7 protein-coding genes are annotated in these 7969 nt (G+C 43.7%); 6 read left to right on the top strand and 1 reads right to left on the bottom strand.

The genetic code is table 11. The features are described from left to right. Positions 1–33 precede the first annotated feature (33 nt). The 4 genes from E1163_RS04615 (at position 34) to E1163_RS04600 (ending at position 4713) form a co-directional block, all read left to right on the top strand. Entirely contained in the window at positions 34–435 is a 402-nt protein-coding gene (locus E1163_RS04615; RefSeq protein WP_155169983.1) for a hypothetical protein, read from the top strand. Between the two features lie 438 nt (positions 436–873). Continuing rightward, positions 874–2496: an adenine deaminase gene (gene ade / locus E1163_RS04610; RefSeq protein WP_155169981.1), complete on the top strand. Its 1623-nt coding sequence runs from the start codon at positions 874–876 to the stop codon at positions 2494–2496. A 120-nt stretch (positions 2497–2616) separates the two neighbouring features. Continuing rightward, a complete protein-coding gene (locus E1163_RS04605) occupies positions 2617–3159 on the top strand; it encodes a hypothetical protein (RefSeq protein WP_155169979.1) in 543 nt (180 codons plus the stop codon). A 435-nt stretch (positions 3160–3594) separates the two neighbouring features. After that, on the top strand, positions 3595–4713 hold the full coding sequence (locus E1163_RS04600; protein ID WP_155169977.1) for a transporter family protein: 1119 nt from the start codon (positions 3595–3597) through the stop codon (positions 4711–4713). Between the two features lie 107 nt (positions 4714–4820). Here the strand turns inward: E1163_RS04600 and E1163_RS04595 are convergent, their stop codons facing one another. Then, complete coding sequence (locus E1163_RS04595) at positions 4821–5495, bottom strand: hypothetical protein (protein ID WP_155169975.1); 675 nt, start codon at positions 5493–5495, stop codon at positions 4821–4823. Positions 5496–5676: 181 nt separating this feature from the next. Here E1163_RS04595 and E1163_RS04590 point away from each other — a divergent pair, with 181 nt between their 5' ends. Further along, complete coding sequence (locus tag E1163_RS04590; protein ID WP_155169973.1) at positions 5677–6390, top strand: TVP38/TMEM64 family protein; 714 nt, start codon at positions 5677–5679, stop codon at positions 6388–6390. A gap of 103 nt (positions 6391–6493) precedes the next feature. Beyond that, the gene (locus E1163_RS04585) at positions 6494–7684 is read left to right on the top strand and encodes a thiolase C-terminal domain-containing protein (protein ID WP_155169971.1); all 1191 of its coding nucleotides are present in this window, start codon (positions 6494–6496) and stop codon (positions 7682–7684) included. Positions 7685–7969: the final 285 nt, after the last annotated feature.

The raw sequence follows: 7969 nt of genomic DNA, 5'->3' as shown, positions 1-7969 counted from the left end.
TAAAACAGGTGAATATTAACACGGAGAAATGGTATGATTAAATTGTTAAAGAGGGGATTGTTTCTAACGCCTTTTATTTTATTCTTTTTTGCAGCGGAGAAATACAGCGAAGAAAACGCTGCTACAGGCATTTCTAAGCCTGAAGTTCAAGGCTCGTCAGAAGCTAAACAAGAGGTAGAAGTAGAGCCAGGGGAGCGGTTGCAGGTTATTGTAAAGACACACAAGCCGCTGTCATCTTTTAAGAGGGTACAACCGCTGGTGTTGTTGAATAATGGGGAAAATAATGACAACATTGAGGAAAGTCATGCCATTCGCAGTCTTGCTGCTCAAATATTGATTTGTTATCCTTATACAATTTCATTCGAAACCTATGCATACGAATGTATTGTACCCGGTCATTCAGAACAGGTGCTTTCTTATAATGAGTTGGAGTAGGCTTTTCCGGGAACAAACTGAATTTCTGAGAAGACACAACTTTTCGCCCCAGTGTTTTATAGATAGTTGTTGATAGCAATCGGCAAAGGCAGCAGCGAATCAGGATGAAATGGCAATAGGCGCAGTTTTATCTTGCTTCAATGGTCAACTTTACCTTGTGAGTTACTGCTTTTCCGACACATTCACACTGGTTTTACGTTCTATCCCATTATCTCCGGACGGAGTACCACTTACACTTAATACACCCGACGAAATACTCAAGACTAAAAATATAAATCCCGTGCCAAATTCGGCAGTTATTGTTATACTTGGATCAGGAATTTAAGAATAGCTTTAAGTTCTGCATCAGGTTGACCAGCCATCTGCAAACAAAGAATATTAAGCAGTCCGCTCAAATGCCTGACCCTCAATACTCAAGACTAAAATTTCAATACTAACATGCATATATCAGGGCACATCATAGACATAGAAAACCAAAGAATATACAAGGGTGAAGTGGTGGTTGAAGATGGAACCATCACAGCTATCCATGAAAAAGATACGGTTGATGATCAATACCTGCTTCCCGGTTTTATCGATGCCCATGTGCATGTGGAAAGCTCTATGGTAGTTCCTGCTGAGTTTGCCAGAATGGCTGTGGTACATGGCACGGTAGCCACCATATCAGACCCACACGAAATAGGCAATGTTTTGGGTGTGGACGGGGTTAACTACATGATTGATAATGGCAAGCAGGTGCCTTTTAAATTCTACTTTGGCGCCCCAAGCTGTGTGCCGGCAACTCCCTTTGAGACTGCCGGAGCTGAGATTGACGTGGCAGGAGTGGAGGAACTTCTGAAAAAGGATGAAGTAAGGTACCTGGCAGAAATGATGAACTGGCCCGGGGTTTTGAATAATGATCCCGTAGTGAAGGCGAAAATAGCCCTGGCGCAAAAGTATGGAAAAGTAGTGGATGGCCATGCACCCGGTCTTAAAGGAGAGCAGGCCAAACAGTATATAGCTGCGGGTATTAGCACTGATCACGAATGCTTTACAGCCGAAGAGGCTCTGGACAAACTTAAATATGGCATGAAGATCCTCATCAGGGAAGGAAGTGCAGCAAAGAACTTTGAAGCCCTGATCGACCTGATGAACGACCACTGGGAGCAAATGATGTTCTGCTCTGATGACAAGCACCCTGATAATCTGGAGGAGGGCCACATCAATCTCCTGGTAAAACGTGCACTGGCCAAAGGAATTGACTTATTTAAAGTGTTAAAAGCGGCTTGCATAAACCCGGTAGACCACTATGGTATGCAAGTAGGCAAATTAAGGGTAGGAGACCCGGCTGATTTTATCGCGGTAAACAATACCAACGATTTCAAAGTACTCAAAACCTTTGTTAATGGTGAGTTGGTAGCCGAAAACGGAACTACCAAAATCCCGAGCGTTGAAAACAGAATAGTCAATAACTTCAAAACCAAGCTCAAGAAAACGTCAGATTTTGGCATTGAAGCTAACGGAAAGGAAATAAGGGTGATCGAAGCTATGGACGGACAACTGATCACCAATGAGTTATCCTACGACCTTAAAGCTGAAAATGGCTATGCTGTATCAGATCCTGCCCGCGATATTCTCAAAATTACAGTAGTTAATCGGTATGAGAATGCCGCCCCTGCAATAGCTTTCATTAAGAACTTTGGTTTAACCAAAGGTGCCATTGCATCATCAGTTGGGCACGACTCCCACAACATCATAGCTGTTGGTGTGGATGACGACTCCATAGCCATAGCCGTGAATATGATCATAGAAGCTAAGGGTGGAGTATCTGCCGTTGGAGGTGACAAAAGTATGATAGTGAAACTCCCCGTTGCCGGAATAATGTCACCAGAAGATGGCTATGAAGTTGCCAAACAATATAAAGCCATTGATAAAATGGCCAAAGAACTGGGTAGCAAGCTCAACTCGCCGTTCATGACCTTATCATTTATGGCCTTACTGGTTATACCTTCGCTAAAGTTGAGCGACAAAGGCCTTTTTGAAGGCACGCGTTTCGAGTTCACCAGTGTTTTCAAAGAGTAAGAACGACTTTCGAGAACCAGAAAAACCATAGGCAAAGAACAGTGGATGGTAAACTCGCCATCCATGAAACTTTGAAATATCAGGATTTATCTCTAATATGTACTTTATTACCCCATATGCATGAAGAGATTTTTCTCCATAATATTTCTTTGCATTTTCCTGACCTACCATCTGGGCTACTACGGCGTATACATGATCATGTGGTATAAAATTGAGAGCCACTGGCAGCAGAAAGTGTCAGGTACTGCCCTTAATACCAGTGAATTACGAAAGATTTCCACTCCACTTTCATTACCATACAGTGCAGATCAACAGGAATATCAGGCAGCTTCAGGGTCTATTCAGATCAATGGAAAGTTTTACCGGTTTGTAAAGTATAAGTATGCCCAGGATTCCCTACACCTGCTCTATGTCAATGACAATAAAATGGAAGAACTCCATGATGCACTTCGGGATTGGGCGGTTTCATTTACCAGTATACCTGTTTCAAAAAATGGAAATGTGGAAATGTGGAAGTCAATGTCCAAAGATTTTATATTTCTCCTTTCACTGTACCTGAATGTGCAGAAAGGAGCTGAATGGTCAAATACTTTTGGAGATTATCATAATAAATGGCTGACACACTTTATCTCCGTACCTTCACCTCCCCCTAAAATTTGTTAAAAGACTGATCGTACATGTTGTATAAGCCGATCATTGCCGGATGTGTCCCTGACACCTATAGGTAGTTTTCGATGCTATTTTGATTGGTCTTTCATATCTCTGTTTGATACTATAAAAGGGCATCAAGCCGAATTTCCGGGGAGACGTTTACTTTTCGTCTCTATGTTTGTCAGACTATATTTGAAAGCAAAGCTAAAACAGCAATAGATGGTTTACAAAACTCAATGTAAACATCACCTTGCAAGCTTTATTTTCTGATCTATTTTGTCCTACAGGTTTTCAGCTTGACCCGATAAATTCAACTTAAGTTAACCCAAATCCACCAGTGCGGGGGATCGCCGCTTAAGGCGACGGAACCTGCATGATGTAAACTAAACCGGTAGGATGAAAGCTGCTAAATACAGGTTTTGTCCGCCGGACAAACATTAACATATCATGAAAAACTTTACCCTAACCCTTACTATATTTTTTTTAAGCCTTTATGCTTATTCCAGTCTTCATGCGCAAGGCTGTGTGGCTATCCGTTCATTTTCCGGTTGTGGCACCGGAGTTGGAAGTGGCGCTATTCTACAACCGGGAGAATCTGTTGTAGGTTTAAACTTTCGCTACTTCCAGTCGTTCAGGCATTTCAGAGGCACGGAAGAAGAGAAAGAACGCCTTGAACTCGGAACCGAGGTGATTAATGACTCCTATTTTGCTGACTTTTCCTATACTTATGCCTTTGCTAACAGGTTTTATGCATCGCTGACGATACCATTCGTCTACCATGAGCGCTCTTCCATGTATGAACACGGAGGCAACAGCCTGGGGGAAAGGCACAAGACTTACGCAAAAGGCCTTGCCGATATCCGCATTGCTACCGGATACTGGTTTTTAAACCCGGAGAAACACCCATCAGCAAACATTGCGCTGGCTATGGGACTAAAATTACCAACAGGTGACTATGATGTGGAAGGCAAGTTTTATAATGCCGGGCCCGACGGAGAAACCGTCATCCGTCCGGTAGACCAGTCTATTCAGCCAGGCGACGGTGGCCTTGGTGTCACCCTTGAAACCCAGGGCTTCTATCAACTGAGCCCAAAATTTATTCTTAACGGAAGTTTTTACTATCTGGTCAATCCTAAGGAAGATAATGGTACCAGAAGGAGGGAAGGAGCTGACCCGTATGCGGCACCGGACCAGTATGCTGCCAGGCTTGGGATGATTTATGCCACACCTTTGCATGGTCTGGGCTTTTCATTGGGAGGCCGCATGGAATGCGTGCCCGTTCACGACCTCATAGGAGGGAGTGATGCCTACAGAAGGCCTGGATATGCCATTTCAGTAGAGCCCGGTTTAAATTATCAGGTGAGGAATTTCCTGCTTACCGCAAGCGTACCGGTTGCCATAGAGCGAAACAGGACCCAAAGCTACCTCGATAAAAAACGCGAACGTGAAACCGGAGAGCCGCGACATGGAGATGCCGCCTTTGCCGACTACCTGATCAATGTGGGCGTAGTTTACAGGTTCCACAAAAAGAACAAACCAGAAGACATTTTCAATGCTAACGAATAGCCATTGATACGAGAGATCCGCGGTACCGGAAGGCTATAGGGGGCTTACGGTACCCGGGTACTCTTTGTAGTGGTGACATGTACAGTAAACTAGTAAACAGCAAATTGTCAACGAAGCAGCAAGTCCACCCTTGACTGCAACTCTTTCGGATACTTTATTTCACCCTGAAGAAGCCACTCTTGTGTGTCGACCAGGATATCATAACCGGGCGTGTGAATGTGTTTGGGAATCTTAAACAATCGTTCATCCTTCTTGTCGAACGGACAACTGACCTTTGAACTGAATAGGTACGGAAGTAAAGTTTTAGAGCAGCTAAGGCCTATTCTGTTGATCTCATAATCCTCAAAATACTCCTGCAAGCGCTCATTGATGCTTTCAAAAAAATGTACAGTATTCGCCAGCCTTACCCGTGAGCCTGCCCGGGATTTACCTTTGGACTTTAAGTATTTAACCTGACTCTTTCCCTGCTTTTTTCGCACCATATAAGACTTAAAGACCTTATGATCGAGCATAATATCATCATCAAAATACCCTAAAGCTGCTTTCCCCGCCTGTATGAGGATGAGTATGTAACCAATACTTTCTTCGCTGTCGTCCCAATTGTCCAGCTTATCGATATGAGGGAGGTTTACAGGCAGGCGGACCTTTATGTTTTCTTCACTGTTAATGTCAGTCTCTATAGTTATCCTGTGCTTTTCGGGGTCATAGTCCCAGGGGAGGCCTGAGGCTTTCAGGCGCCTGATCAAATTATAGGTTTCCTCCGGGCTTATGAGCTGATCCATGCAGGTCAATTAACTTTTAGTTTTCTATTGTAAATATAAAGTTTGTCATTAAGCTGAAAGTAGTGTTGCTGATTTTTAAGTTGCGGCAATTCAAATTGTTGTGTTTTGCTTTAAACAAACACCATTATTTAAGGTTAGCTAATTGAACGGAAACTTGAAGAATGTCTAAGAAACAAACACTATGTCAGATTCCATAGCAGGTACCACATCGGTTAAGCAGAGTAAAGCGCCCTTGTACATTTCTATTGGCATCATTGCTGCGCTGGTGTTGAGTTATCTCTTAATTCCCAGTGTTCAGGATTTCCTTAAAAATACCTGGGATGTACTTACCAGTGATAATGAATCCCGGATCAGGAGCTGGGTTGATCAGTTTGGCTTTTTCGGTCCGGTGGTCATTGTGCTTTCCATGATCATACAGATGTTTCTGCTGGTAATACCTACGCCGCTTTTGATGGTTGTTTCAGTACTTGCTTATGGACCAATCTGGGGCAGCCTGATCATATTGGCAGCCGTTTTTTGTGCATCCACCATAGGTTATATTATAGGAGCCTATTTAGGCCCGCCCATCGTTAAGAAACTCCTGGGGGAAAAATCAGAAAAGAAGGTTGAATCTTTCATTGAAGATTATGGGTTCTGGGCCGTAATTGTTACACGTATTTCACCGTTTCTGTCCAATGATGCCATCAGTTTTGTGGGAGGAATATTAAGAATGGGCTACTGGCGGTTCATCGGAGCCACCTTAATAGGTATTACGCCATTAACAGTATTTATTGCGTATCTGGGAGAGAACAGCGAGCGTTTAAGAACAGGACTGCTTTGGGGCTCTATAGTGAGTATCGTACTCTTTGTCTTATATGTATGGTGGGACAAACGCCGAAGAAAGAAAAAGCAGTAGGCAAGGCAAAACAACATTTCCATATTATCCATAAATCAATTAAAGTTTACATCTTCTTTTACATGGCCTGCTGTTGGTTTATATTTGAAAGAAACGGTATGTTATGAGAGGAGTAAATATTATCGGTGCTTATAATTCCAGGTTCGGAAAGCTTGAAGAGGAAACCCTTTACAGCCTATATGAAAATGCAGTCAAAGGAGCATTGCAAGACTCACAACGGAATGCAGAAGATATTGATGCCGTTTTCGTAGGTAATTTCAGTGCAGGAAGCTTCAATAACCAGGAAAATATTGCTTCCTATGGTGTAAATGCCATGCCAGGCTTACGTCACAAACCCATGTACCGCACCGAAAATGCCTGCGCTTCAGGTTCTTCTGCAGTACATATGGCCGCCATGGCCATTAAATCCGGGATGATAAAGCGAGCACTGGTGATAGGACTTGAGAAAATGACAGCCCTGGATACCAAAGGAGTAACTCGCTCCCTGGCTTTGGCAACTTTTTGGCCTGAAGAAGGTGCAAAAGATGTAACCGCTCCCTGTATGTTTGCCCAATTGGCCAACGGATGGATGAAAAAATATGGCTATACCGAAGAGCAACTTAGGCCCTGGTTGGCTAAAATTGGCTCTAAGAACTATACAAATGCTGCACAAAACCCGCTGGCACATTTACAAAAAGCCAGAACAGCAGAAGAGATTATGTCCTTGCCTGATGAAAAAAACCCGATGGTAAACACACCTCTAAGACTGCACGACTGTTCACTTATCTCAGATGGCTCAGCAGCGCTGGTTTTGGAAGCAGCAGGGGAGTCCTCGAAAGGCTCCGCCGTGGCTTTAAAAGGATTTTACAATGCCAGTGATTACCTCGATACTTTTGGTGTGCATAAATCCGATGCCTTTTTAGAAGGAGCCTCGCATGCAGCAAAGCAGGCCTTGCAGCAGGCAGGTATGACTATAAATGACATGCAGTTAGCAGAAGTGCACGATTGTTTTACCATTACGGAAATGCTTGTTTATAGTGCTCTTGGCCTCGCACAACCCGGAAAGGAGTTTGAAGCCATTGAAAACAAGACCGTATTCCCTGGCGGTCAATGTGTCATCAACGCCTCCGGTGGATTGAAAGCCAAAGGCCACCCCATAGGAGCCACAGGAGTATCCATGCATGCCTACATTTACAAACAGCTTACCGGCCAGCCCCTCGGTCTAAGTGTTCCCGATGCCAGTTCAGGCCTGGTGATGAATATAGGCGGTTCAGGGACATCTAACTGTGCCTCAGTGCTTTCAAGAATTCGGTGACCTGGTAAGATTGGGTAGGCAGTAATCACTAACCGGAGACTGGTAAAATTAATTTGAAAGTCAGGGGTTCGAGCTAACCCAGGTGAAGTAGAAAAACTCTGTGCAGATGTGTACTTCATAAGTCAGAAGACTTGAATAAATTATAGCTCCAAGTCACCGCTATGCTAAAAACTTAAACCAGGTGAGGCATGGACAGTGTAACACCCTCCGACCTACGGTCACCTCCCTCGAGGGAGGATTAAAGTTGTTGAAGGATTTCTTTTCGCAAACCAAATTACCGAAGTT

Origin of the sequence: Fulvivirga kasyanovii (genome assembly GCF_009711405.1) — a bacterium.
Classification (GTDB): domain Bacteria; phylum Bacteroidota; class Bacteroidia; order Cytophagales; family Cyclobacteriaceae; genus Fulvivirga; species Fulvivirga kasyanovii.
The sequence above is the reverse complement of the archived record's forward strand: the minus strand, read 5'-3'. Positions and strand labels throughout refer to the sequence as shown.

Coding starts and splice junctions, on each gene's coding strand:
- ade (WP_155169981.1), top strand. CDS start 874: ATGCATATATCAGGGCACATCATAGACATAGAAAACCAAAGAATATAC.
- E1163_RS04590 (WP_155169973.1), top strand. CDS start 5,677: ATGTCAGATTCCATAGCAGGTACCACATCGGTTAAGCAGAGTAAAGCG.
- E1163_RS04605 (WP_155169979.1), top strand. CDS start 2,617: ATGAAGAGATTTTTCTCCATAATATTTCTTTGCATTTTCCTGACCTAC.
- E1163_RS04600 (WP_155169977.1), top strand. CDS start 3,595: ATGAAAAACTTTACCCTAACCCTTACTATATTTTTTTTAAGCCTTTAT.
- E1163_RS04615 (WP_155169983.1), top strand. CDS start 34: ATGATTAAATTGTTAAAGAGGGGATTGTTTCTAACGCCTTTTATTTTA.
- E1163_RS04585 (WP_155169971.1), top strand. CDS start 6,494: ATGAGAGGAGTAAATATTATCGGTGCTTATAATTCCAGGTTCGGAAAG.
- E1163_RS04595 (WP_155169975.1), bottom strand. CDS start 5,495: ATGGATCAGCTCATAAGCCCGGAGGAAACCTATAATTTGATCAGGCGC.